At 50.4% G+C, this 24,313-nt stretch carries 20 protein-coding genes; 19 read left to right on the forward strand and 1 reads right to left on the reverse strand.

The genetic code is table 11. The features are described 5' to 3' along the window. Nucleotides 1-6 precede the first annotated feature (6 nt). From KNO86_RS00225 to KNO86_RS00270, 10 genes are all read left to right on the forward strand, one after another. A complete protein-coding gene (locus KNO86_RS00225) occupies nt 7-921 on the forward strand; it encodes an aspartate carbamoyltransferase catalytic subunit (RefSeq protein WP_083600163.1) in 915 nt (304 codons plus the stop codon). Then, nucleotides 918-2,198, forward strand: coding sequence for a dihydroorotase (locus KNO86_RS00230; protein ID WP_214691774.1), 1,281 nt, complete (start codon nt 918-920; stop codon nt 2,196-2,198). Before KNO86_RS00225 ends, KNO86_RS00230 begins: the two co-directional genes overlap by 4 nt. Beyond that, nucleotides 2,176-3,258 (forward strand): carbamoyl phosphate synthase small subunit, encoded by a 1,083-nt coding sequence (locus KNO86_RS00235; protein ID WP_214691775.1) that lies wholly within the window; start codon nt 2,176-2,178, stop codon nt 3,256-3,258. The genes KNO86_RS00230 and KNO86_RS00235 overlap by 23 nt, the downstream gene beginning before the upstream one ends. 1 nt (nt 3,259) lies before the next feature. Further along, nucleotides 3,260-6,463 (forward strand): carbamoyl-phosphate synthase large subunit, encoded by a 3,204-nt coding sequence (carB, locus tag KNO86_RS00240; RefSeq protein ID WP_214691776.1) that lies wholly within the window; start codon nt 3,260-3,262, stop codon nt 6,461-6,463. After that, nucleotides 6,460-7,179 (forward strand): dihydroorotate dehydrogenase electron transfer subunit, encoded by a 720-nt coding sequence (locus tag KNO86_RS00245; protein WP_214691777.1) that lies wholly within the window; start codon nt 6,460-6,462, stop codon nt 7,177-7,179. The genes carB and KNO86_RS00245 overlap by 4 nt, the downstream gene beginning before the upstream one ends. Beyond that, nucleotides 7,176-8,102 (forward strand): dihydroorotate dehydrogenase, encoded by a 927-nt coding sequence (locus tag KNO86_RS00250; protein ID WP_214691778.1) that lies wholly within the window; start codon nt 7,176-7,178, stop codon nt 8,100-8,102. Before KNO86_RS00245 ends, KNO86_RS00250 begins: the two co-directional genes overlap by 4 nt. After that, nucleotides 8,077-8,781 carry an orotidine-5'-phosphate decarboxylase gene (gene pyrF / locus KNO86_RS00255; protein WP_214691779.1) on the forward strand — a complete coding sequence of 235 codons (705 nt, stop codon included), beginning with the start codon at nt 8,077-8,079 and terminating at the stop codon, nt 8,779-8,781. The genes KNO86_RS00250 and pyrF overlap by 26 nt, the downstream gene beginning before the upstream one ends. Beyond that, a complete protein-coding gene (gene pyrE / locus KNO86_RS00260) occupies nt 8,765-9,391 on the forward strand; it encodes an orotate phosphoribosyltransferase (RefSeq protein WP_214691780.1) in 627 nt (208 codons plus the stop codon). The genes pyrF and pyrE overlap by 17 nt, the downstream gene beginning before the upstream one ends. Before the next feature lie 89 nt (nt 9,392-9,480). Continuing rightward, nucleotides 9,481-10,311: a hypothetical protein gene (locus KNO86_RS00265; protein WP_214691781.1), complete on the forward strand. Its 831-nt coding sequence runs from the start codon at nt 9,481-9,483 to the stop codon at nt 10,309-10,311. Next, nucleotides 10,308-11,246: an FUSC family protein gene (locus KNO86_RS00270; protein ID WP_214691782.1), complete on the forward strand. Its 939-nt coding sequence runs from the start codon at nt 10,308-10,310 to the stop codon at nt 11,244-11,246. The genes KNO86_RS00265 and KNO86_RS00270 overlap by 4 nt, the downstream gene beginning before the upstream one ends. Nucleotides 11,247-11,530: 284 nt before the next feature. Here KNO86_RS00270 and KNO86_RS00275 read toward each other — a convergent pair whose 3' ends face one another. Further along, nucleotides 11,531-13,222, reverse strand: coding sequence for an Rqc2 family fibronectin-binding protein (locus tag KNO86_RS00275; RefSeq protein ID WP_214691783.1), 1,692 nt, complete (start codon nt 13,220-13,222; stop codon nt 11,531-11,533). A 131-nt stretch (nt 13,223-13,353) separates the two neighbouring features. Here KNO86_RS00275 and gmk point away from each other — a divergent pair, with 131 nt between their 5' ends. From gmk to pknB, 9 genes are read left to right on the forward strand one after another with little or no spacing between them, the layout of a single operon-like run. Then, on the forward strand, nt 13,354-14,001 hold the full coding sequence (gene gmk, locus KNO86_RS00280; protein ID WP_031421596.1) for a guanylate kinase: 648 nt from the start codon (nt 13,354-13,356) through the stop codon (nt 13,999-14,001). Then, complete coding sequence (rpoZ, locus tag KNO86_RS00285) at nt 14,001-14,210, forward strand: DNA-directed RNA polymerase subunit omega (RefSeq protein ID WP_015881337.1); 210 nt, start codon at nt 14,001-14,003, stop codon at nt 14,208-14,210. The genes gmk and rpoZ overlap by 1 nt, the downstream gene beginning before the upstream one ends. A 58-nt stretch (nt 14,211-14,268) precedes the next feature. Then, entirely contained in the window at nt 14,269-15,459 is a 1,191-nt protein-coding gene (gene coaBC, locus KNO86_RS00290; RefSeq protein ID WP_214691784.1) for a bifunctional phosphopantothenoylcysteine decarboxylase/phosphopantothenate--cysteine ligase CoaBC, read from the forward strand. After that, nucleotides 15,456-17,780 (forward strand): primosomal protein N', encoded by a 2,325-nt coding sequence (gene priA, locus KNO86_RS00295; protein ID WP_214691785.1) that lies wholly within the window; start codon nt 15,456-15,458, stop codon nt 17,778-17,780. Before coaBC ends, priA begins: the two co-directional genes overlap by 4 nt. Nucleotides 17,781-17,791: 11 nt before the next feature. Continuing rightward, on the forward strand, nt 17,792-19,192 hold the full coding sequence (gene fmt / locus KNO86_RS00300; protein WP_214691786.1) for a methionyl-tRNA formyltransferase: 1,401 nt from the start codon (nt 17,792-17,794) through the stop codon (nt 19,190-19,192). Next, on the forward strand, nt 19,179-20,510 hold the full coding sequence (gene rsmB, locus KNO86_RS00305; RefSeq protein WP_214691787.1) for a 16S rRNA (cytosine(967)-C(5))-methyltransferase RsmB: 1,332 nt from the start codon (nt 19,179-19,181) through the stop codon (nt 20,508-20,510). Before fmt ends, rsmB begins: the two co-directional genes overlap by 14 nt. A gap of 4 nt (nt 20,511-20,514) precedes the next feature. After that, entirely contained in the window at nt 20,515-21,600 is a 1,086-nt protein-coding gene (gene rlmN, locus KNO86_RS00310) for a dual-specificity RNA methyltransferase RlmN (RefSeq protein ID WP_214691788.1), read from the forward strand. Nucleotides 21,601-21,608: 8 nt separating this feature from the next. Then, nucleotides 21,609-22,343, forward strand: coding sequence for a Stp1/IreP family PP2C-type Ser/Thr phosphatase (locus KNO86_RS00315; protein WP_214691789.1), 735 nt, complete (start codon nt 21,609-21,611; stop codon nt 22,341-22,343). Nucleotides 22,344-22,348: 5 nt separating this feature from the next. Beyond that, nucleotides 22,349-24,298, forward strand: coding sequence for a Stk1 family PASTA domain-containing Ser/Thr kinase (gene pknB / locus KNO86_RS00320; protein WP_214691790.1), 1,950 nt, complete (start codon nt 22,349-22,351; stop codon nt 24,296-24,298). Nucleotides 24,299-24,313 lie beyond the last annotated feature (15 nt).

The following is a 24,313-nucleotide window of genomic DNA, read 5'->3' on the forward strand; positions in this document are numbered from 1 at the left end:
ACGAACATGAATACGATGCAAACGAATGTCAAACCAGTCAAACACTTCGTCAGCTTAGACACACTCTCACTCGATGAGATCATGGGCATGATTGAAGAGTCATTGCGCTATAAGCAAGGGGACCTACCCCCACTATTTGATGGGAAGACGGTTGCAAACCTGTTCTTTGAAAACTCGACGCGTACGAAAAACTCGTTTCAAATGGCCGAGCGACACTTGAACATGCAAGAGATTCCGTTCGATGTGACGACGTCATCGGTCACGAAGGGAGAGACCCTATACGACACATGCAAGACGCTCGAAGCGATTGGAGTTGACGCACTCGTCATCCGACATCCGGAAGCGGGATACTACCATGAACTCGTTGAGAAGTTGAATATCCCGGTACTCAATGGGGGCGACGGGAGTGGCGAACATCCTTCCCAATCCCTACTCGACCTCGTCACGATCTTTGAAGAGTTCAGAACGTTCCAAGGATTAAACGTTGCCATCTGTGGAGACCTCGTTCATAGTCGCGTCGCTCGATCGAATGCGAGTGTGTTGAAGCGTCTCGGGGCAAACGTCGTCGGATGCAGCCCAGCCTCATGGTGGGATGATTCCATGGGGCTTGAGCGTAAAGAACTTGATGATGTGCTAGCAGAAAGTGACGTCATCATGCTGTTACGAGTTCAGCACGAACGTCATATCATGGGAGACATTTTCTCGAAAGAAGAATATCACACACGATATGGACTGACGGTCGAGCGAGTCGAACGGATGAAAGAAGGAGCCATCATCATGCATCCGGCACCGGTCAATCGGGATGTTGAGATTGCGGGCAGTCTGATCGAGCATGAACGCTCACGCATCTTCCCTCAAATGAAGAACGGCGTCTATGCACGCATGAGCATCTTAAATCGAGCATTAGGAGGACAACAATGATACTTCAACACGCGACATGGTATGACAACGGGACAAAACGCACGACAAACATCCTCGTGAAAGACGGGAAGATTGAATCGCTCGACTATAACGGGTCGACAGCCGGGGAAGAAGTCCTCGATGCGACGAGTTACTTGCTCGCACCAGGACTTGTCGATGTCCACGTCCACTTGCGTGAACCGGGAGGCGAAGCGAAAGAGACGATCAAAACGGGGACGATGGCGGCAGCGGCGGGCGGATTCACGACGATCTGTTCGATGCCGAACACGCGACCGGTACCAGATGATCGCGTCACGATGGACGCGCTTCTTCAAAAGATTGAGCAAGATGCAATCGTCCGTGTCCTTCCATACGCTGCCATCACGAAGCGGCAGCTCGGTGAAGAACAGGTTGATATGGAATCTCTATCAGATGCATTCGCCTTCACCGATGACGGGGTCGGTGTTCAATCAGCGGCGATGATGCGACAAGCGATGCGTGAAGCGAAACGCTTGAACAAGGCCGTCGTCGCACACTGTGAAGACAATACGCTAAAAGCAGGATCGGTCCACGAAGGGAAGTTCAGTGAGGCGCACGGGATTCAAGGGATTCCAAGTCTTGCAGAGAGTATCCATATCGCCCGAGATGTGCTGATTGCTGAAGAAACGGGCTGTCATTATCACGTGTGTCACGTCTCATCGCGGCAATCGGTCCGTGTCATCCGAGATGCGAAGCGGGCAGGTATTCAAGTGACCGCCGAAGTGACTCCTCACCACCTCGTCTTGAGCGAAGACGATATCCCAGGGCTCGATGCCAACTTCAAGATGAATCCTCCGCTCCGAAGCGAGGACGATCGACAGGCGCTTCTTGAAGGATTATTCGATGGAACGATTGACATGATTGCGACAGACCATGCCCCACATACGGCAGAGGAGAAAGCGCAAGGCATCGAGCGTGCACCATTCGGGATTACCGGATTTGAGACAGCGTTCCCGCTTCTGTACACGACGTTCGTGAAGACGGGCATCATGAAAGAACATCAGTTAATCGACTGGATGACGAAGCGTCCGAGCGACGTATTTGGATTATCAAGAGGTGAACTGAAAGTTGGGGCGGATGCCGATTTGGTACTGATCGATACAGATAAGACGCGCGTGGTGGATCCGTCGACGTTCTATTCAAAAGGAAAGAACACACCGTTTACTGGGAAACAACTTGTCGGATGGCCGGTCATGACGATGGTCGGTGGCGAAATTGTATATAAGGGGCGATTTGATGAAACGAACATTATGGCTTGAGGATGGAATGAAATTTGTCGGTAAAGGATTCGGGGCACCAGCGGATACGATGGGGGAAGTCGTCTTCCAAACAGGTATGACCGGTTATCAAGAAATTTTGTCGGATCCGTCGTATTGCGACCAGATGATCGTGCTGACGAACCCGTTGATCGGAAACTACGGTGTCAATCGTGAAGACTTCGAAACGACAGTTCCGATGGCAAAAGCATTAATTGTAAAAGAGGCTTGCGACACACCGTCGAACTTCCGTTCCACGGCGACGCTAGATGCAACGCTTACTCGCTTTGGTATCCCGGGGTTATCCGATATCGACACGCGTATGTTGACACGTCACTTACGGGCGCAAGGTGTCATGCGAGGTGTCCTCGTCGATGGTGAGTTGACATGGGACGAAGTACAGTCTCGCTTTAACGAACTGTCTCCGAACGACCAAGTCGCACGCGTCTCGACGAAACGGACGTATGTAAGTACGGGTACGGGGCCACGGATCGCGTTGATCGACTTTGGGGCCAAACTTGGCATCATGCGTGAATTGATGAAGCGGGACTGTGAAGTCATCGTCTTCCCACATGATACTACGGCAGAAGACGTGTTGCGGTACGAGCCAGATGGCATCATGTTGTCGAACGGACCGGGGGATCCGAAAGACGTCCCGACAGCGATTCCACTCATTCAACAACTCATGCCGACGACACCGATGTTCGGGATTTGTCTCGGTCATCAACTGATCGCGCTCGCGAACGGGGCGAACACATTCAAACTTCCGTTCGGACACCGTGGGGCGAACCATCCTGTCCTTGAGTTGGAGACAGGCGCCGTGACGATTACATCTCAAAACCATGGATATGCGGTAGAAGAGGCATCGTTACTCGATACAGCGCTCATCGTGACACATCGTGCGGTCAACGATGGAACAATCGAAGGAGTGAAACATCTGCATCATCCGACATTCTCGGTACAGTATCACCCGGAAGCAGCACCAGGACCGTTTGACGCCAACGATTTATTTGACCGTTTCATGCAACTCGTTCAAGAAAACAAACAGAAAGTGGGAATTTGACATGCCAAAACGACCAGATATTCAGAAAATCCTTGTGATCGGATCAGGACCGATTGTGATCGGACAAGCAGCAGAATTTGATTATGCTGGTACACAGGCATGTCTTGCCTTGAAAGAAGAAGGCTACGAGGTCATTCTCGTCAACTCGAACCCGGCGACGATCATGACGGACCCGACGACAGCGGATCGCGTGTATATCGAACCACTCGAACCCGAATTCGTCGAGCGGATCATCCGCCAAGAACGCCCCGATGCGCTACTCGCGACACTCGGAGGTCAGACGGGATTGAACTTGGCATTTGAACTCGATAAGCGGGGAGTATTACGTGATTGTGGGGTGGAATTACTCGGAACGAACCTAGCGGCCATTGTGCAAGCTGAAGACCGTGAACAGTTCCGAAACCTCATGTTCGAGCTCGGGCATGGCGTTCCTGAGAGTGAAATCGTCCATACGCTCGATTCTGCTTGGGGATTTGCGGAGCGTATCGGCTATCCGATCATCATTCGACCTGCTTACACGCTCGGCGGAACCGGTGGAGGGATTGCCCATGACCGTGAATCGTTCGAGCAAATCGTCGAGTCTGGTTTGAAGGCGAGTCCAGTGACGCAAGTGTTGCTAGAGAAGTCGATTGCCGGGATGAAAGAAGTTGAATTTGAGGTCATGCGTGACTCGAGCGACCAGGCCATCATCGTCTGTGCGATGGAAAACTTTGACCCGGTCGGTGTCCATACAGGAGACTCAATCGTATTCGCACCGACTCAGACGTTGTCGGACCGGGATTATCAGATGCTTCGTAGCGTCTCGCTCGACATCATCCGGGCACTTGGGATTGAAGGAGGATGTAACATCCAATTCGCACTCGACCCAGATAGCTTCACATACTATGTCATCGAAGTGAACCCGCGCGTCTCAAGAAGCTCGGCGCTCGCGTCAAAAGCGACAGGCTATCCGATCGCCAAACTCGCTGCAAAAGTCGCTGTTGGTTATAAGTTGTCAGAACTAAAAAACCCGGTCACCGAGACGAGTTACGCCTCATTTGAGCCGGCACTTGATTATGTCGTTGCCAAAATCCCTCGTTTCGCTTTCGATAAGTTTGAGTCCGCGGATCGCCGCTTAGGCACACAAATGAAAGCGACGGGTGAAGTCATGGCCATCGGTCGAAACTTAGAAGAGGCGCTTTTAAAAGCCGTGCGCTCGCTCGAACTTGGGATGGAGGAATTATACGTTCCGCAACTTGAGCAATTGAATACAGATCAGCTCGAGCACGGGCTCGTTCATCCGACAGACGAGCGGTTGTTCATGGTATATGAGGCTCTTCGCCGCGGATACACGGTAGAAGCGCTTCATCAATTGACGAAGATCGATCGTTTCTACTTACACAAACTGAACCATATTTGGCAGACCGAGCAACAGCTCGCATCGGAGCCATTGACGTCAGAGCGTTTGCTCGACGTGAAGCGACTCGGCTTCAGTGACGTCGCCATCGCCCGAATCCTTGAGACAGACGTTGAGACGATTCGTGCGCAACGTCACGGATGGAACATCCGCCCGGTGTATAAGATGGTCGATACGTGTGCGGCGGAATTCGCATCGGAGACGCCATATTTCTACGGAACCTATGAAGTGGAGAACGAAGCGGTGAAGACAGATCGCCAATCGATCCTCGTCCTCGGATCAGGCCCGATTCGAATCGGTCAAGGTGTCGAGTTTGACTATGCGACCGTTCATTCGATTCAGACGATTCGTGACGCCGGATATGAAGCCATCATCATCAACAACAACCCAGAGACGGTCTCGACAGACTTCTCCATCTCCGACCGCCTGTACTTCGAGCCGTTGACGACGGAAGATGTGTTAGAAGTCATCGATAACGAGAACCCGCTCGGCGTCATCGTTCAATTCGGTGGACAGACCGCCATCAACTTAGCGGCATCGCTCGAAGCGAACGGCGTAAAGATTCTTGGGACGTCATTAGAAGACATCGATCGCGCCGAAGATCGGAAAGCGTTCGAAGCTACCTTGTCGGCTGAACGATTGGCCCAACCACCAGGGAAGACGGCGACGAACGTCGAAGAGGCGGTTGCATGTGCGAATGAACTCGGTTATCCGGTACTCGTCCGACCATCTTACGTCCTCGGGGGACGGGCGATGGAGATTGTATATGAACAGTCAGAGCTCGAGCGTTACATGCGAAACGCCGTCATCGCCTCGAAAGATCGCCCAGTTCTCATCGACCGCTATTTAACGGGGATTGAGATTGAAGTCGACGCGATTTGTGACGGGACGGACGTCTATATCCCAGGCATCATGGAGCATATCGAACGTGCCGGTGTACACTCTGGTGACTCGATCGCAGTATATCCACCACAACGCCTCAGTGACGCGCTGAAGCAAAAAGTCGTCGACTACACGATCAAGTTGGCGAAAGCGTTCCGCATCAAAGGGCTTCTGAACATCCAGTTCGTCTATGCAGATGATTTGTATGTCATCGAAGTAAACCCGCGTGCGAGCCGAACGGTTCCGTTCATCTCAAAAGTGACAGGTTTACCGGTCGCACGAATTGCGACGCAAACAATTCTCGGAACGAGCTTGAAAGAACTCGGTCTTGGAACAGGCATCCATCCCGAGTCAGACAGCATCTCTGTCAAAGTGCCGGTCTTCTCTTTCGCGAAATTGAAAGAAGTCGATCCGTCGCTTGGACCTGAGATGAAATCGACAGGGGAAGTCATGGCAACAGACCGGACTCTTGAAAAGGCACTCTATAAAGGTCTTGTCGCAGCTGGAATGAACATCGCCTTAAAAGGAAACGTCCTCATGACAATCGCAGATCACGACAAGGATGAGGCGATTGCCTTAGCCAAACGATTTGACCGTCTCGGCTTCCGTCTCATGGCGACGAGCGGTACGGCAGATGGACTAGAAGCGGAGCAGATGCGCGTCCGTCGGGTCGGGAAGATTCAAGAATCAGGTGAGACGATGCTCAGCGTGATCGAGCGCGGGGAAGTCGACTTGATCATCAATACGACGAGTCGCGACGCACTCGTGACGAAAGACGGCTTCTTGATTCGTCGTATGGCCGCCGAGCAAGGCACAGTGTGCCTCACGTCGCTCGACACGGTCGAAGCGCTACTACAAGTCATTGAAAGCCTGTCGTTCCAAACGGTCAGCATTCCGGCATTCACGAAGTTCGGGGTGATGGTATGAGACGTGACGTAACCATCATCAGCAATCGCCAAATCGCAAAAGCGACGATGGAGATGAAAGTACGTTGTCCTGGGGTGGAAATCGCCCCAGGGACGTTCTTTCACATCAAGACGTCCGGTCTGTTACGTCGACCGTTGTCGGTGGCGAACGTTGAAGGAGAAGAAGTCACATTTTTATATAAGGTAATCGGAGAAGGGACTACCGAGTTGGCAAACAAGCGTGTCGGGGACACACTTGACGTCCTTGGACCGCTCGGCAACGGGTTTCCGCTCGCACAACATGAGAAACGGGTCATCCTTGTCGGTGGTGGAATTGGGGTACCTCCCCTTTACTACGTCAGACGTCGTCTACATGAGATGGGGATTGAGACGATTGCGATACTTGGGTTTGATTCAAAAGAGAGCGTCTTTTATGAAGAAGCATTTCAAGAGCTCGGGGAAACGATCATCACGACCGTCGACGGGAGCCACGGGGAACGCGGATTTGTGACGGGACCACTCGCACGCATCGATGCGGACGTCTTATTCAGCTGTGGTCCGGAAGCGATGTTGAAGGCGGTCGCCGCTTCACCGATTCCGGAGCGTTACATCTCGATTGAAAATCGAATGGGTTGTGGCATTGGCGCTTGCTTTGCTTGCGTCTGCAAAGCGCCGGAAGGCTATGTGAAAGTATGTAGCGATGGACCGGTATTCAATGCGGAAGAGGTGCTGTTATGAGATTACATGTCGAGTTACCAGGACTCCAGTTGAAAAATCCGATTATCCCGGCTTCTGGATGTTTCGGATTCGGGGAAGAGTTTGCCAAACTGTATGACCTCTCCATCTTAGGCGGCATCATGATCAAGGCAGCGACAGAAGAGTCACGATTCGGAAATGCGACGCCACGTGTCGCAGAGACGGCGCAAGGGATGCTCAATGCGATCGGCCTTCAAAATCCAGGGGTCGATGCAATCATCGAGGGGAAATTGCCGTTCCTCTCCACTTTCGATACAGAGATCATCGCCAACGTCGCCGGGTCGACGCCTGATGAATATGTGGAAGTCGCACGTCGTATCAGTGCGGACCCGACCATCAAAGCCATCGAGCTGAACATCTCATGTCCGAACGTGAAGTGTGGGGGCATGCAGTTTGGGACGGATCCTGTGATGGCTGCAGAATTGACGAGACTCGTCAAAGCGGCTTCAAGTAAGCCGGTCTATGTGAAGCTGTCCCCGAACGTCACGTCAATCACAGACATGGCGCGTGCAGTCGAAGCGGCTGGGGCGGACGGTTTGACGATGATCAATACGCTCGTCGGGATGCGAATCGATATCCAGACCGGGCAACCGATCTTGGCGAACCGAATCGGCGGATTATCAGGTCCAGCCATTAAACCGGTGGCGGTCCGGATGGTATATGAAGTCGCGCAAGCGGTCGACATCCCAATCATCGCCATGGGCGGCGTTCGGACGGTCGACGATGTTCTCGAATTCATCTATGCGGGAGCGTCCGCTGTTGCGGTCGGTACCGCAAATTTTGAAAATCCATATGTTTGTCAAGAAATCATCGAGGCATTACCGGTACGACTCGATTCACTTGGAATCGATCATATACTGGACGTGAGGGGGAAAGCATATGCACAACTTGTATCTCGCCCTTGACGTGGAGACACGCGATGAGGCGCTTCATTTATTAAAACCATTCCCGGGCCGACCTGCTGTCAAAGTAGGGATGGAACTGTTTTATCGGGAAGGTGGACGCTTTGTCGAAGAGTTGGTCGACCTCGGGTATCCGGTTTTTCTCGATGTGAAAGTACATGATATTCCAGAGACGGCACGTCGCACGATGCGTCAAATCGGAAAGCTTGGAGTCGCGATGACGAACGTGCATACGCTAGGCGGTGAAAAGATGATGCGCTATGCGTTGGATGGGCTTCGTCAAGAAAATGACACGACCCGTTTGATCGGTGTCACCCAATTGACATCCACGGATGAACGGATGATGCAGACGGAGCTCGGGATTCCGGGACGCCTCGACCAAGCTGTCATCCGTCAGGCATCGCTCGCTAAGCAGGCGGGACTTGATGGTGTCGTCGCATCTGTTCAGGAAGCGAAGATGATTCATCAGGAACTCGGTGACACGTTTATGACGGTCACACCTGGGATCCGACTCGGTCAAACCGATGACGACCAGGTACGTGTCGCGACGCCGCATGAAGCGAGACTCGCCGGTGTCCACGCGATCGTCGTCGGTCGCCCAATCACACGCGCAAATGATCCGTTAGCCATGTACGAACAATTTATGATGGAATGGGGACAATCATATGAAACAAATCGCTGAAGCCTTATTACAAATCAAAGCCGTCACATTATCACCGACGGAGCCATATACATGGTCGAGCGGGTTGAGAAGCCCAATCTATTGTGACAACCGGTTAACGCTCAGTTATCCCGACATCCGTAACATAATCATCGATGGATTGGTGGATGCAGTCGGGACAACAGAAGTCGATGTCATCGCAGGAACGGCAACAGCCGGTATCCCACACGGCGCTTTACTTGCCGATCGTCTCGGTTTACCATTCATTTACGTCCGCTCGAGTGCGAAAGGACATGGGAAAGGGAATCAAATCGAGGGGAAACTCGATCGCGGGGCACGCGTGCTCGTCATCGAAGATTTGTTGTCGACGGGTATGTCGAGTATTTATGCAGCCCAAGCGATTCTTGAAGCGGGCGGTGAGGTCGTCGGCATTCAAGCCATCTTCTCTTACGGATTGCCGATTTTAGAGAAGAATTTAGCGGATGCAAATCTCAGTGCTACTTCATTGACGACATTTCCTGAATTGGTCGAGGTCGCGGAATCGACAGGGAACTTAACCCAATCAGAGATTCACTCTCTTCGCGAGTGGCAACAAGACCCTCGCGCCTGGAGCGACCTCGTCACATCTTAAGAATCCACCTTCGGGCGGATTCTTTTTCGATTCGGCATATGTCATACTTCATGGTAAACTGATGAAAGTGAACCAAGAAGGAGAGGCATATGGCGTATTCAAGAAGCAAAGAAAAAACATGGAGCGCACGATTTCGGGCAATCCCGAAACATCGTAAAATCGCCTTCGGTCTCGTCTTGACGGTCATCCCAACGCTCTTTCTCGTGAATTTATTCGTATTCAGCCATTTGTTGGCGTTAGGGGACCAGTATGAAGATCGATACCAAATGAAGAAGTTACGACTCGAGACGTATCATGGGAATGTCGAGTTCGTGCGTAGTCCAAATGAAAAAGTACAGATCGAAGTGGTGCAGACCAATTCGAAAGAACGACGTATCAAAGTAAAATCGGTCGGCGATACCATCTATGTCGTCGAGCGGTATGGATGGTTCAGCTATTTCGGCAGTCGGGCAAGTGATGAACCGTCCCGCTATAAGCTTCGCGTTGCCTTACCGAGTTCGATGACCTCGGTCCATCTCGGTGCTGAACAAGTGACCGGGCAAGGGTTAAACGTGAAAACGATTGTGATGAATGCGAACACCGTCAATTTAAAACAAATTGATAGTGATCGTCTGCGAATTGAGACGAAGAGTGATACGACAATCGAATCCGCACGTCTCGTAACAGGAGATATCCGTTCTTATCGTCATGCGACCATCACAGACGTCGTCGTGAACCAGGCGATGACGGTTCAAACGGAAGCAGGAACGCTTAGTTATGCGCCAAAACACGCGACAGGGCAAGTGAACGTGACGACGACTGGGAAAATTTCAAGTACCGACCGTTACAAAGAAGTCGAACCAGGTGTCTATCAGTTGTCGACATCGAATCGACCTGTCGTTGAGTTGATTTCTGAGACAGGGAAGGTCGAGCTGAAATGAATGGAAAACGCTACATCCCGAAAATCGGGCTTCGTACGTTAAAGACCGGGATTGCCGTATCAATCACCGTCGCAATCTCGTGGTATGTATTCGGAATTTATTCTGGAATGGGTGCGATCGCAGCAGTCGTGGCGATGCAACCGACCGTCAAGCGCTCGTCTAAAATCGTGTTCAGTCGTATCTTTGGAACGGTCGTCGGTCTCATGTGTGGACTATTCATCGTCTATTTGTTCGGCGTCAACCCCATTTCCATTGGTATAGCGGTCATCGTGTCGCTCACGCTCAATACGACATTCGATAAGACACACATGTCGACGTACGCGGCGTTCGCCATCGTCATGATGTTAGAAAACCCGACTTCGGATTTCTTCCATTATGCATGGACACGCTCATTGTTGACGGCAGTCGGTGTATTCGTCTCACTTGGTGTGAACTATGCGTTCTTGCCACCGCGGTATGAAGATCGCTTGTTGAGCGAGGTCAGAAAGACTTCATCTTATTTGTTCCACCATTGGCGTGAACTCGTCGGTTCCCCGGCGGAACTGTTAGAGACGCGTGCCCGCATCCTCGGTCATCAGGAGTTGCATATGATGCTTCAAGAGGATATGAAAGTGACGAACGTGAAATTAAAGTATATGACAATCAAGCAGTATCGCTTGCTCATTCATCTCGAAGACAAGCTCGTCTTGTTGCTAGAAAGTCTAGCCGAGCATCGGGAAGCTTTCTTACTCATGAGCGAGGAAGAACGTCAGGCGTTCGAATCGGAGTTCTTATATTTACTCGCGCACCATCACGATATTCTCTATACGTGTGATAAACCGTATTCGCTCTTTAGGTTGCCGCACGAAGATTTATCCATTTCAGAAATTTTACACGGGCATTTGCTCGATTATCATGAACAGCTCGAAGCATTTAAGCATGACCCGAAAGCGTGAACAAGCTAAAAGTCAGATCCGCTATTAAGAAATGGCGGATCTGACTTTTTTTTGCGGAATGATGTTGTCTATCTTACTTTCAGGATGTGTGGGCGATAGAAAACTTAATGCGATGCGGCTCCCTGACCGCCCCCAGGAAAGCGGCGTGCCAAAAAGGGCGACAGAAGCAAGGGCAATGAAAACAAATGAAAACAGAGGAGCGTCATCCTTGGTCGGGACGACACTCCTCTGTTCAAAATCATTTTGAGTTTTTCAGTGCCACCTCAGAACATGGCGGGTTTCGTTTATGACTGTTTCAGCGACTTCATCAATTGTTCATCTGGCGTCACGTAGACGGTCTGTTGATCCGTATAGATGACAAATCCAGGTTTGGCACCACTCGGTTTTTTCACGTAGCGGGCGCGCGTATAATCGACGGGCACACCGCTCGATGCGCGTGCTTTCGAGAAGTAGGCAGCGACCGATGCGGCTTCAAGAAGCGTCGTCTCATCGGGGTCCGTGGAACGAATGATGACGTGAGAACCCGGGATGTCTTTGACGTGTAGCCAAATCTCGTCACGGCGTGCGAACTTGAACGTCAGATGGTCGTTTTGGGTATTGTTCTTCCCGACAAAGAATTCCGTCCCCGTCGAAGACGTGTACGCTTCAAGCGAAATCTTTGGATTCGCTTTTTTCTTTTGACGTTTTTGACGGATGTATCCTTCTTCGGCGAGTTCTTCCCGAATCTCGAGCAGGTCGGATGGAGAGGCGACATCGAGCTGGGCGGTGAGCGTCTCCAAATAGTCGATTTCCGCGTCGTTTAATTCGAGTTGTTTTTTCACTTCGACTTTAGCAACTTTTAATTTGTTGTACTTCTTATAGTACTGTTGCGCATTCTCGTTCGGCGTTTTGAGTGGGTCGAGCGGAATCGAGATGGTCGTACCCTCTTCATCGTAGTAATCGACGACTTCAGCGACACGCATCCCTTTTTCAAGCTGGAACAAGTATGTCGTCAACAACTCGCCAAACTTTTGTAACTCGTCCGCTCGTTCTGTCGCCTTTAAGTCCTCTAAGAGACGGCGGCGCTTCAACAAGTTCTTCTCGAGTTCGGATTTCAAGAGACGCTCCACATCGTGGGCTTGTTGTCTGACGCGGTCACGGTTCGCTTTCTCATAGAAGAAACGGTCGAGCACTTCTTTACTCGATGCATATGTTTCCTCGGATACAATTTCTCCTGCCGTCAATACGATCGGGGCGAAACGTTCCTTTCCAAAAGCGAGTTGTTGGAACACATAAGGTCCTTCAAGCTGACGCAATACGTTCTCGAACGCTTGTTGAATCGATTCACGATTTGGCATCTTCGCGAGGTGCACGACTTCTTGAGCGACTTGAGGGCTGACCCCGGCGAACGTGGCGACAATCTGTTTGTCCAAATTACCGGCATTCCAGTCGATTCGCTTCAACCCTTCCGTCAAATCAGACAACGGGTCGAACTTGTGTTGTTCCGGCGGGAGTAGGTATGCACTACCCGGCATGATTGTCCGATACGTGTTTTGCGAAGGCGGGAGGTGTTTAATCGCATCTAAAATTTTCCCGTCCTCTGTCGTTAAGACGACGTTCGAGTGACGTCCCATCAACTCGATGTAGACTTTTTTCGATTCTTCATCACCGAGCTCGTTTCGAGAGCGGACGGAGATGACGATGACACGGTCACGGCCGATTTGTTCGACTGCCGTGATAAATCCGCCTTCTATATGTTTTCGTAACATCATGCAGAACATCGGCGGTTCTTGCGGATTTTTAATCGGTGTATCCGTCAATTGAAGACGGGCATACATCGCGTTTGCTGATATGAGTAGTTGCGCGTTCTGTCGGTTCGAACGAATTTGGAGCATCAAATCGAGAGAATACGGTTGATGTACTTTGTTGATTCGCCCTCCGACGAGCGATTGTAATTCTTGTACGACACGATATGTCATTAATCCATCATAAGCCAATGATCTCATCACCTTTGTTCATTTTCTGTCTCTACGTTATCAGAAAAACAGAAAATATGGTACGATGGAGTAGGAAATCCGAACTTCTTCTTGCCGGGACAATTGATTGACTGCTATTATAATTAAATGTGATGTTAGAAGATGGAGGGCTTGCAGTGAATTTTAAAGAACGAGGATTATTAATCGTTTTGTCTGGACCGAGCGGTGTCGGAAAAGGGACCGTTTGTCGTGCTCTTCGCGAGGAAGAGGACAATAACCTTCAATATTCGGTGTCGGCGACGACTCGAAAGCCACGTGAAGGGGAAGTCGAAGGAGTGCATTACTTCTTCAAATCGAGAGAAGAGTTCGAACGCATGATCGAACAAAAAGAATTGCTCGAACACGCCGAGTTCGTCGGCAACTATTACGGGACGCCTGTAGAGTGGGTGCGTGAAACGCTCGAAAGCGGCCAAGATGTCATTCTTGAAATTGAGGTGCAAGGAGCGTTCCAAGTGAAGGAACTTCTCCCGGAAGCCGTCTTTTTATTCTTGGCACCACCAAGTCTTCAAGAACTTCGCAATCGTCTAATCGGACGAGGCACGGAGTCAGAAGAAGTCATCAAGCAACGCCTGCTCGTCGCGCGTGAAGAAATCGAGTTGATGGACGCCTATGATTACGTCGTCACGAACGACGAGGTCGACAAAGCCATCGATCGAATTAAAGCGATCGTGACAGCTGAGCATTGTAAACGTGAACGTGTTGCGTCACTCTATAAAAAAGCCATGATGGAGGTCATTTAATGTTATACCCTTCGATTGATGCCTTACAACGTACTATCCCGTCAAAATATACGATCGTTACGGTCGCTGCGAAACGGGCGCGTCAGATTCAAGATGGAAAAGCACCGAAAGTCGCCGAGCCAAAATCATATAAGCCGGTCGGTCAAGCGTTAGAAGAACTATTTTCGGGTGATACGACAATCATCGTGAACGAAAAAAACAACGGATGAAGTGTGACCCAAGTCGTTTGCGACTTGGGTCTCATTGTCTATAAGGGGGAGTTTGGGAATGGTGAAGGATCGTACTATTTTGTTATGTGTGAGTGGTGGCATCGCCGCCTACAAGGCGTGTGCGCTCACATCGAAATTGGTTCAAGCCGGAGCGAATGTTCGCGTCGCGATGACGAAGTCGGCAGAACAATTCGTGGGTCAGGCGACCTTCCAGGCGCTCAGTCGAAATCCGGTCTATACCGATGTGTTTGAAGAGCATGATCCAACAAAGATTGCACATATCGATGTCGTCGACTCGAGTGACTTAATCGTCGTCGCTCCTGCGACGGCCAACACGATTGCGAAATTAGCGAACGGGATTGCAGATGACTTCATCACGACGTCGATTCTTGCGGCGAAATGTCCGGTGATCGTCTCACCGGCGATGAATGTGAACATGCTCGAACATCCTGCCACACAGCGGAATATCGAGACGTTAAAATCATATGGCTATCAGTTGATCGAACCAGGTGTCGGCAACTTGGCATGTGGCTGGATTGGCGGTGGACGTCTACCGGAACCAGAAGATTTGGTGCGCATCATCGAAAGCCAGTTCGTCCCTAAACTATACCTCGGAAAAGAAGTATTAATTACGGCTGGTCCGACGGTAGAACGCATCGACCCCGTCCGTTACTTATCAAATGACTCGTCAGGAAAAATGGGCGTTGCGCTCGCGGAAGTGGCACGTGATATGGGTGCCCGTGTCACCCTCGTTCACGGTCCGCTTCAAGTCCCTGTACCAGACGGTGTGACGGCTATTCCCGTCAAATCGAGCGAAGAAATGTTGCAGGAAGTGACAAGTCGTTTCGATTCACTCGACCTCGTCGTGAAGTCAGCAGCAGTCGCGGACTATCGTCCAAAAACGGTCCATGCAGAGAAACATAAAAAAGTGCATGGTCCACTGACGATTGAACTCGAAGAAACGACGGACATTCTCAAGACACTCGGTGAACGAAAAACACATCAAGTGTTAGTCGGCTTTGCTGCGGAGACGGAACGACTCGAAGAACATGCGGCAGCGAAACTGAAGAAAAAGAACGTCGATTTCCTCGTTGCAAACGATGTATCCGGTAGTGATGTCGGATTCGGTGCAGATGATAATGAGGCTGTCCTGTTCCACGCTGACGGGACGACGCTTCAACTTCCGAAACAGTCGAAGAAACAGTTGGCGTTCGAGTTGCTCACACACTTTAAGGAAGCGGTCCAATGATTGCCCACGTCCATGTTGATGCACCGGTGATCACGATTGATCGTCCGTTTGATTATGAAGTACCCGAACAGTTCGAATCCTTGATTGAACCGGGGATGCGTGTCTCCGTTCCATTCGGTTCACGCCGTCTGTTAGGAATCGTCGTTGGCACATCGGACGGGACGAGAGATGGATTGAAGCCGCTCGAAGCCTTATTAGATGAAGAATCTTCACTCACGGATGAGCTGCTCGACTTGTCCATCCATGTGAAGGAGACGACGCTATGCTTCCGTTCTTCCGCACTCCTCGCGATGCTACCAGCAGCGCTAAAAGTTAGTTACGACAAAGAAATTAAAGAGGGGCATGTGCCTGAGGGTGTTCGTCTCGGGACACATTTATCGGAATATCCGAAAGACATTCAATCGGTCATTCTCGGACTTGCTAAAAAAGGGGAGCTTACCCTCGCTCCCGTTCTAAAAGAAAAGAAAACAGTCAAAACAGACATCGTCGTCGAACTGCTCGATCCGACCGTCGTCTCGAAACGTGCGAAAAAACAACTAGAAGCGATTCGAGCGTTAGAAGAGATGCCACGTATGTATTGGTCGGCATTACGCCAAATCGGATTGACTCGTCCGCAACTTCAAAAGCTCGAAGATCTCGGTGCGGTGCGGTTGACCGAAGTGGAATTGAATCGTGACCCGTACGCGACGATTGAACAAGTACAGGAATCGGTGCAGTTAAACGATAGTCAGGCGAACGCGGTCCGGGCGATTCATGAGGCGGATGCAGGCGAGACGTTACTTGTACACGGGGTGACGGGGAGCGGAAAGACCGAAGTGTATTTAGAATCGATTGGGCAAGTCATCGATGAAGGGAAGCAGGCCATCTTGCTCGTACCGGAAATCAGTTTGACGCCGATGATGGTAAAACGTTTTAAACGTCGCTTTGGTGAACGCGTCGCAGTTTTACACAGTGCCCTTTCCAAAGGAGAGAAGTATGATGAGTGGCGTAAAATCAAGCGGAAGGAAGTCGACGTCGTCGTCGGTGCTCGTTCGGCCATCTTTGCGCCGCTCGACCGTCTCGGTCTCATCATCTTAGATGAAGAGCATGAGACGACGTATAAACAAGAAGAGAACCCGCGCTATCATGCGCGCGATGTCGCTATCTGGCGGGCCCGCTATCATGGGTGTCCCGTCGTGTTGGGGAGTGCGACACCTTCGCTCGAGTCATACGCCCGGGCGCAAAAGGGTGTGTATCGCTACTTACACTTGAAAGAGCGGTACGGTGGAGAGATGCCACCGGTCCACATTATCGATATGCGCCGTGAACTGGCAAAAGGCAATACGACGATGTTCTCAGAGGAATTGTTTAATGGGATCCTCGACCGGATCGAGAAAAAAGAGCAATGTGTCATTCTGTTGAATCGCCGTGGGTTTACGACCTTTGTCATGTGCCGGGACTGCGGGGAAGGAATGACCTGTCCGCATTGTGCCGTCAATTTAACGTATCATCAATATGGTGATCGATTGAAGTGTCATTATTGTGGCTACGAAGTCGGGATGCCGTCGACGTGTCCATCGTGTAACAGTAAGAAAATCAAGCAGTTCGGATCAGGCACTCAGAAGATCGAGACAGAGTTGTTGAACCGGATTCCGGAGGCGCGGATCATCCGAATGGACCAAGATACGACGTCGCGGAAAGGGTCACACGAACAATTGTTACGACGCTTCGAAGAAGGAGAGGCCGACATTTTACTCGGCACTCAAATGATTGCCAAAGGACTCGACTTCCCAAACGTCACGCTCGTCGGAGTACTTGCGGCAGATGCGACGCTCGGGATGCCTGATTTCCGTGCGACCGAGCGGACGTTCCAACTTGTCACCCAAGTGGCAGGGAGAGCCGGTCGTGGAAAACTTCCAGGTGAGGCGTTCGTCCAAACGTACAATCCGGACCATTATGTCATCGAGACAGCGAGTGAACACGACTATGAGACGTTCTTCGCCAAAGAGATGGGTCTTCGTCAAGTCGGGAACCATCCGCCGTATTGGTTTTTGACGCTCGTCACATTCTCAGCAGAAAATCCGCTCGTCGCCAAGGCGGAGGCGGAACTGTTCGCATCAGACTTTTTACAGGCGCAAGTGGAGAACAGCCGCTTGAACGGTCCGATGCCTGCCCCGTTATCAAAATTAAAGAATGCGTATCGTTATCAGGTGTTCATTAAAACGAAACAACCTGAAACGCTCTACGCGGAGTTAGCTCGCCTTCAACAAGCAAGAGCGAAAGCGATCAGTAAGAAAGAATATCAAATGAGTATCGATGTGAACCCATACGTATTCATGTGAGGTGGAGAGACATGTATAAAGTAGTAGAAGTACCGAACGATATATTACGCGTAACATGCGAACCGGTAACGAAGTTCGATAAAAAATTGCGTCAAACGGTCGACCGATTGTTTGATACGATGTATGAGTATGACGGAGTCGGTGTTGCGGCACCACAGGTCAACTTGAATCAACGACTCGCAGTCGTCCATACCGATGATGAGACGGGTCCTCTCGTCTTGATCAATCCTGAAATCATCGAGACGTCAGGACGTGAGGTTGGACTCGAAGGATGTTTGAGCATCCCAGGCGAATTTGGATTCGTGGAACGTCATGAGTCGATTGTCGTCAAAAATCAGGACTTGAAAGGGCGCACGCATACGATTCAAGCGAGCGGCTTCTTCGCCCGGGCGATTCAGCATGAGATGGATCATTTAGATGGCGTCTTATTCACAGATAAGCTCGCGGTTCCAAACCCTGGAAAAGACAAACGGATCGTCTTCATGGGAACTCCGACATTTGCGGTATCTGTACTTGAGCGACTGCTCGAAGAAGGATACAATGTCGTAGGTGTCGTCTCACAACCGGACAAACCGGTCGGACGAAAACGTGAACTGAAACCAACGCCTGTGAAAGAGTGTGCACTCCGTCATGGCATTCCTGTCTTGCAACCTGAGAAAGTTCGCACGGATTATGAAGAAATTTTAGCGTTACGTCCGGACCTCATCGTCACGGCAGCGTATGGTCAAATCGTGCCGACTGCATTACTCGAGGCACCGTCTCACGGAGCAATCAATGTCCATGCCTCGCTACTTCCGAAATATCGTGGAGGTGCCCCGATCCATCAAGCGATCATCGATGGTGAGTCGGAAACAGGTGTGACAATCATGTATATGGTCGACAAATTGGACGCAGGTGACATGATTGCCAATACGATTGTTCCGATTGAAGAAATGGATACGGTCGGAACGTTATTTGATAAACTGGCTGTAGCAGGAAGCGATCTTCTCATCCGTACACTTCCAGCTTTCTTAGAAGGATGGATTGAAGCGGTCCCTCAAGATGAGCGGGATGTGACGTTTGCACCGAACATCAGCCGTGAGCGCGAACAAATCGACTGGGCTATGGGTGGGGAAGCCATCTATAATCACATTCGCGGGATGAATCCATTCCCGACTGCCTATTCGACACTTGACGGCGAACGCGTGAAACTGTTCATGGGAGAGAAGACGACGGGTGCAGGTCAACCTGGAGAAGTCGTTCGACTTGAAGAGGACGGATTCGTCGTGGCGACTGGGAACAGCGTTGCCATTAAAGTGACGGACTTACAACCAGCAGGGAAAAAACGAATGGATGGTGCGACCTTCATGCGTGGAGCTGGACAGAAGTTGCGTGTTGGTGACCGATTAGGAGGAACTCATGAACGTACGTGAAGCAGCGCTTGATACGCTGATAAAAATTGAACAAGGCGGCGCGTATTCAACGATTGCCGTCAATGACGCATTAAAACAAAAGAAAGTCGCTCCAAAAGATGTCGGTCTGTATACCGAACTCGTTTATGGGACACTCAGTCGAAAAGGAACGTTGGATTACATCTTAAACGATCGAATCCGTTCGCCGAAGAAGCTCGATAAGTTCGTCCTTCCGCTTCTTCGGATGAGTGTATATCAACTCTTTTACCTCGATAAGGTGCCAGATCGCGCCGTCTTACACGAAGCGGTCGAAATCGCGAAAAAACGAGGACACCATCTCGGAACGAGTAAATTCGTGAACGGGGTGTTACGTAACGTTCTCCGTGAAGGGTTCCCTGACTTTAGCGAATTGACAGATGCGGAAAGAATCTCAATCGAACATAGTCATCCGAAATGGCTCGTTTCCGATTGGATTGACCTATATGGGGTGGAAACGGCAGAAGCCATCTGTCAATTAAACAACGAACCGGCTCCTGTCACGGTTCGCGTCAACCGTAAACGCGCGTCTGTCGACGACATGATGAACCGGTTGGCCGACTTAGGAGTCTTGACGTCACGCTCTGAACTATCAAGCGACGGACTCGTCGTCGAATCGGGCAACGTCCATTCGACCCCGTTCATCGAGGAAGGTCTCTTATCGATTCAAGATGAGAGCTCGATGCTTGTCGCAGATGCCCTCGGTGTATCGAAAGATGATCAGATTTTAGACGCATGTGCCGCCCCTGGTGGGAAAGCAATGCACACGGCAGAACGGATGGAGAACGGATCGCTCACAGCGCTCGATTTACATCCACACAAAGCGAAATTGATCGACCAGCAAGCCAAACGTCTTCACATCAATGGAGTGACCGCACTTGCCCTTGATGCTCGTCTGGCAGGTGAACGGTTTGAAAAAGAGAGCTTTGACCGTATTCTTCTAGATGTTCCTTGTTCGGGTCTTGGTGTCATTCGTCGGAAGCCAGATATCAAATGGACGAAAGACAAAGCCCAGTTAGAAAACTTACCGAAGATTCAACGACAAATCATTGATGCCGTATTGCCACTGCTCAAACCAGGTGGTACGCTTGTTTACTCGACATGTACGATTGATCCGTCCGAGAACGAGACGCAGGCTGACTATGTATTGTCAAAAGGATTGGTGTGGGACGAGACGTTAAAAGAACGTCTCCCGCAATCTGTTCGTCCGATCATGACATCGGACCGTGCTGAATTAAAACTATTACCGACGACATTCGGGACCGACGGCTTCTATATCGCCGCATTTAAGAAAGAGGTATAAAACAATGAATCCAAAAGCAGTAGAAAAGAATCCACTTTTAGGCGCAAAACCGTCACTTTATTCGTTGACGTTCCCTGAACTTGAGGCGTGGGTCGTGGAAGCAGGAGAAAAATCATTCCGTGCGAAACAATTATATGATTGGATGTACGTCAAACGTGTCACGTCATTCGACGATATGACGAACGTTCCAAAAGCACTTCGTGACCAATTACAAGAGTCGTTCCAACTGACAACGTTGAAAGAATTGGTCAAACAAGAATCGCAAGACGGTACGATCAAATTCTTGTTCGAACTTCAAGATGGCTATTCAATTGAAACGGTTCTCATGCGTCACGAGTACGGGAACTCCATTTGTGTCACGACACAAGTCGGTTGCCGAATCGGCTGTACGTTCTGTGCCTCAACACTCGGTGGGTTGAAACGTAACTTAGAAGCTGGTGAAATCACGGCACAAGTTCTTGATGTACAGCGCGCCCTAGATGCGACAGGCGAACGTGTTGATTCGATCGTCGTCATGGGAATCGGTGAACCGTTTGATAACTATGATGAGTTGATGCGCTTCTTACGTACGGTCAACCATGATAACGGCCTTAACATTGGTGCCCGTCATATCACGGTATCAACGAGCGGAATCGTTCCAAAAATTTATAAGTTTGCTGATGAAGGTATGCGCATCAACTTCGCCATCTCTCTTCATGCGGCTTCGACAGAACTACGTACACGTCTCATGCCAATCAACCGTGCGTTTGACTTGAACAAATTGATGGATGCCGTCCGTTACTATACGGAGAAGAGCGGTCGTCGCATCACGTTCGAATACGGATTGTTTGGTGGCGTCAACGATACGGAAGACCATGCCCACGAATTGGCTGACTTGTTGAAAGGCATCAAATGTCACGTCAACTTGATCCCAGTCAACCACGTATTGGAACGCGACTACGTACGCACACCGAGAGCTCAGATCTTTGCCTTCGAAAAAGTGCTCAAAGACCGCAATGTGAACGTGACGATTCGTCGCGAACAAGGTTCGGATATCGATGCTGCTTGTGGGCAACTTCGAGCGAAGGAGCGCGAACAAGAAACGAGGTAATCAGAAAGATGGAATTAGCATTTCGAACAGATCGTGGACAAGTACGCACACAAAATGAAGATGCAGTTTTAATCTTAGGCGATGCCTTCTCAGGAATTGCGCTCGTTGCCGACGGGATGGGTGGACATGCAGCGGGAGAGGTCGCGAGTCAAATCGTGATTGAAGAGTTTCGGCGGGCTTTCCCGTCTCTCCCGTCGACACCTGTCGACATTGAACAATGGTTCCGCCATCACATTCATTTGGCGAATGAACAAGTGCTGCAGTTTGCGAAACAGTCGAATCTCGTCATGATGGGAACGACTGTGGCGGCCGTTTGTTGGAACGGAGAGACGGTTGTCATCGTTCATATCGGCGATAGTCGTGTCTATGCTCTGCAAGCGAACGAATTAAGACGTCTTACAGAAGACCATTCTTACGTCAACGTGCTCAAACAGCTCGGTGAATTGACGGAAGAAGAGATGCGCGTTCATCCGAAACGAAATGTCATCACCCGAGCGATCGGTTCAAGCGAACAAGTCGAGCCTGACGTACAAGTGCTCGCTGACCCTGAGTTTGATGTGATTTTAATTTGTACGGATGGATTGACGACACATTTGACCGATGGGGCGATTCAACACGTTTTACAACAAGCTGTATCGGCTGAACAAAAAGCAGATCAACTGATTGCGGAAGCCAACCAATTGGGAGGGAGCGACAACATTACGGTCGCCCTCGTTCAATTCACAGATAGAAAGAGAGGATGAATCCGATGCGAAGCGGAGAACGAATCAACGATCGTTATCGGATCGAACAACAAATCGGCAGCGGAGGCATGGCAAATGTCTACCGGGCTCATGACGAGATTTTAAACCGAACCGTCGCCATCAAGGTGTTGCGATCTGAATTCTCACATAACGAACAATTTATACGTCGGTTCGAGCGAGAAGCCCATGCGGCTACGAGTCTGAACCATCCGAATATCGTCGCCATCTACGACGTCGGCGATGAAGATGATCTATACTATATCGTCATGGAGCACGTCGATGGCGTGACGTTAAAACAATATTTGCAGGAAGAATACATATCTGTCGATGAGGCGTTGCGCATCATGGGGCAGATTTGTGATGCGATTGATCACGCCCATGCGAACCGAATCATTCACCGGGATATCAAACCACAGAATATGATGATCGATCAGCATGGAAACGTGAAGGTGACCGATTTTGGGATTGCTGTCGCGATGTCGAATGCGACGTTGACGCATACGATGTCTGTCCTTGGTTCTGTCCATTACTTCTCACCCGAGCAAGCTCGTGGGAAATTTGCGGATGAAAAATCGGACATTTACTCGCTCGGTGCTGTCTTGTATGAATTGTTGACGGGTCGTGTACCGTTCATCGGCGAGACGCCGGTCGCGGTCGCCCTTCAACATTTGCAAGATGACCCGATTCGACCGATGGACTTAAATCCGAATGTTCCACAAGCGCTTGAGAACTGTGTCATGCAAGCCTTGTCAAAATCACCGGGAGCCCGACATGCATCGGTCGCAGCCTTTAAAAAAGATTGTATGACCGCTTTGAGCCGTGAACGTGCCAATGAACCGAGACGACTCTCGGCAAATCAAAACGAGTTCGACCAGACGCTCGTCATGGCACCGGTCATGACGGAAGAAAAACAAGATGTGCCGGTGACACCACCACCGGTCACGCCACCAAAAGAACAGGAACCGGAAGAGGTTCCTGTGAAAAAGAAGAAACGTAAATGGTGGATTTGGATTTTACTCATCGTTCTATTGATCGGTGGAAGCATTGCCGCTTACGTGGTCGCCGATGAGATGTCTCGTTCCGTCGTGCCGGATGTCGTCGGCATGAGTATCGGGGATGCGACGACAGAACTTGAAGCTTCCGGGTTTGTCGTCGAAGTGACAGAACGGGCGAGCGATGATATTGCGGAGGGTGAAGTCATTTCGCAAAACCCGCAAGAAGGACGTAAACCGAAACGCGGAACGACCGTGACGATTGTCGTATCGGCTGGAAAAGAGACGGTCGAAATGCCGAACGTAGAAGGTCTTTCGCAAACTGCTGCGGAACGTATGTTGAAAGACTTAGCATTCAGCGACCTTGAAATTAAAACAGAAGCTTCCGAAACGGTGAATAGCGGAGACGTGATTTCCCAATCGGTCGACCCAGGTGAAGAGGTCGTTCCTTCAGAGGTGACGGTCACACTCGTCGTGTCGACAGGAAGCAACAAAGTGGAACTATCGAACCTTGCTGGGTACACGTTCGACGAAGCATCTATTTATGCTGAACAGAACAAACTGAAAATCGTGAAGCGGGATGAATTTTCGACAAGTGTTCCTAAAGGTCAAATCATCCGTCAACTTCCGACAGCCGGGACAGCAGTCGACCCGGGAACGGAGCTCACGGTCATCGTATCGGAAGGCGTTGAACCGACCGATATTTCGATTGAACGTGAAGTGACTGTGGAAGTCGAACAACCGGACAAAGACAAGAAACCGAAGACGGTCGAAGTCGTGATTCGTACGGTTGACGCACGTGGTGAGATTGAGGTGCTTCGTGATCAAATCACAGAGACGACAACGTATTCGTATACGCTCGTCATTGCCCCTGACGAAGTCGGGACGGCGACGATTGAAGTCGATGGTGAGATTGTCCGAACAGATTCAGTCACATATGCACAAGCTGAAGAGGCACAATAAAGAGGTGACGGTGTC

The sequence above is a fragment of the Exiguobacterium sp. s160 genome (assembly GCF_018617575.1).
GTDB lineage: Bacteria > Bacillota > Bacilli > Exiguobacteriales > Exiguobacteriaceae > Exiguobacterium > Exiguobacterium aestuarii_A.

Bases quoted from the DNA above. Each gene is read 5' to 3' on its own strand.
- KNO86_RS00225 (WP_083600163.1), top strand. From the start codon at position 7: ATGAATACGATGCAAACGAATGTCAAACCAGTCAAACACTTCGTCAGC.
- KNO86_RS00230 (WP_214691774.1), top strand. From the start codon at position 918: ATGATACTTCAACACGCGACATGGTATGACAACGGGACAAAACGCACG.
- KNO86_RS00235 (WP_214691775.1), top strand. From the start codon at position 2,176: ATGAAACGAACATTATGGCTTGAGGATGGAATGAAATTTGTCGGTAAA.
- carB (WP_214691776.1), top strand. From the start codon at position 3,260: ATGCCAAAACGACCAGATATTCAGAAAATCCTTGTGATCGGATCAGGA.
- KNO86_RS00245 (WP_214691777.1), top strand. From the start codon at position 6,460: ATGAGACGTGACGTAACCATCATCAGCAATCGCCAAATCGCAAAAGCG.
- KNO86_RS00250 (WP_214691778.1), top strand. From the start codon at position 7,176: ATGAGATTACATGTCGAGTTACCAGGACTCCAGTTGAAAAATCCGATT.
- pyrF (WP_214691779.1), top strand. From the start codon at position 8,077: ATGCACAACTTGTATCTCGCCCTTGACGTGGAGACACGCGATGAGGCG.
- pyrE (WP_214691780.1), top strand. From the start codon at position 8,765: ATGAAACAAATCGCTGAAGCCTTATTACAAATCAAAGCCGTCACATTA.
- KNO86_RS00265 (WP_214691781.1), top strand. From the start codon at position 9,481: ATGGCGTATTCAAGAAGCAAAGAAAAAACATGGAGCGCACGATTTCGG.
- KNO86_RS00270 (WP_214691782.1), top strand. From the start codon at position 10,308: ATGAATGGAAAACGCTACATCCCGAAAATCGGGCTTCGTACGTTAAAG.
- gmk (WP_031421596.1), top strand. From the start codon at position 13,354: ATGTTAGAAGATGGAGGGCTTGCAGTGAATTTTAAAGAACGAGGATTA.
- rpoZ (WP_015881337.1), top strand. From the start codon at position 14,001: ATGTTATACCCTTCGATTGATGCCTTACAACGTACTATCCCGTCAAAA.
- coaBC (WP_214691784.1), top strand. From the start codon at position 14,269: ATGGTGAAGGATCGTACTATTTTGTTATGTGTGAGTGGTGGCATCGCC.
- priA (WP_214691785.1), top strand. From the start codon at position 15,456: ATGATTGCCCACGTCCATGTTGATGCACCGGTGATCACGATTGATCGT.
- fmt (WP_214691786.1), top strand. From the start codon at position 17,792: ATGTATAAAGTAGTAGAAGTACCGAACGATATATTACGCGTAACATGC.
- rsmB (WP_214691787.1), top strand. From the start codon at position 19,179: ATGAACGTACGTGAAGCAGCGCTTGATACGCTGATAAAAATTGAACAA.
- rlmN (WP_214691788.1), top strand. From the start codon at position 20,515: ATGAATCCAAAAGCAGTAGAAAAGAATCCACTTTTAGGCGCAAAACCG.
- KNO86_RS00315 (WP_214691789.1), top strand. From the start codon at position 21,609: ATGGAATTAGCATTTCGAACAGATCGTGGACAAGTACGCACACAAAAT.
- pknB (WP_214691790.1), top strand. From the start codon at position 22,349: ATGCGAAGCGGAGAACGAATCAACGATCGTTATCGGATCGAACAACAA.